General features: G+C 67.7%; 1 protein-coding gene. It reads left to right on the top strand.

The annotated features are described in order from the left end of the window. Nucleotides 1-18 precede the first annotated feature (18 nt). A partial coding sequence (locus QM806_RS40865) for a non-ribosomal peptide synthetase (protein ID WP_283295039.1) occupies nucleotides 19-1,079 on the top strand: 1,061 nt, incomplete at its 3' end.

The raw sequence follows: 1,079 nt of genomic DNA, 5'->3' as shown, positions 1-1,079 counted from the left end.
CTTCTGCAGAGCAACGCGGTGACCTTCGACGCATCGACCCCCGACCTCTTCGCACCGCTGCAGGTCGGGGGCTGCGTGGTCTTGGCAGGGCCCGACGGCCAACGCGACCCCGACTACCTCGCCGAACTCATCCGCACCCAAGCGATTACCCACATGTCGTCGGTGCCGACGATACTGACCGCCCTGATGGCCAGCCGATCACCCGACGTCCTCCGCGGCGTGCGGGTGGTCTACCTCGGCGGTGAAACGCTGTCCGGGCAGACGGTCGCACGGTTGGCGGAGTTCGGTCCGGCGACGGTATGGAACCAGTACGGGCCCACCGAAACCACCGTCAGCGTCATCTGCCACCGCTGCACCCAACACGAAGAGTCGGTGGTACCCATCGGCACACCCCAGATCAACTGCCACGCCTACGTGCTGGACCACCGCTTGCATCCGGTACCGGTGGCGGTGGTGGGCGAGTTGTATGTGGCCGGGATCCAGCTGGCCCGCGGATACCACAGCCGACCCGCACTGACCGCCGAACGGTTCGTCGCCAACCCCTACGGCCCACCCGGCGAACGCATGTACCGCACCGGCGACCTCGTCCGCTGGCACCCCGACGGCAACCTCGAATACCTCGGCCGCCGCGACCTCCAAGTCAAAATCCGCGGCCACCGCATCGAACTCGGCGAAATCGAAGCAACCCTCACCACCCACCCCGACATCACCCACGCCGCAGTGACAGTCCACCACGACCCCCACACCGGCGACCGACTCGTCGGCTACGTCGTCCCCCGCAACCACACCCCCCTCGACCCCACCACGATCCACACCTTCGCCGCCGACCACCTCCCCGACTACATGGTGCCCTCACCGATTACCGTGCTGGATCGATTGCCGTTGACGGCCAGTGGGAAGGTGGATCGGCGGGCGTTGCCGGCACCGGTGTTTCCGGTGCCGCAGTACCGGGCGCCGGTGACGGTGGCGGAGGGGGTCGTTGCCGGCGTGTTCGCAGATGTCCTCGGCCGCGAGAGGGTCGGGCTCGACGACGACTTCTTCACCCTGGGCGGCAACTCGCTGCTCGCGACGCAGGTGGT

It is taken from the genome of Rhodococcus sp. IEGM 1351 (assembly GCF_030056875.1).
GTDB classification, from domain to species: domain Bacteria; phylum Actinomycetota; class Actinomycetes; order Mycobacteriales; family Mycobacteriaceae; genus Rhodococcus_F; species Rhodococcus_F opacus.
The sequence above is the reverse complement of the archived record's forward strand: the minus strand, read 5'-3'. Positions and strand labels throughout refer to the sequence as shown.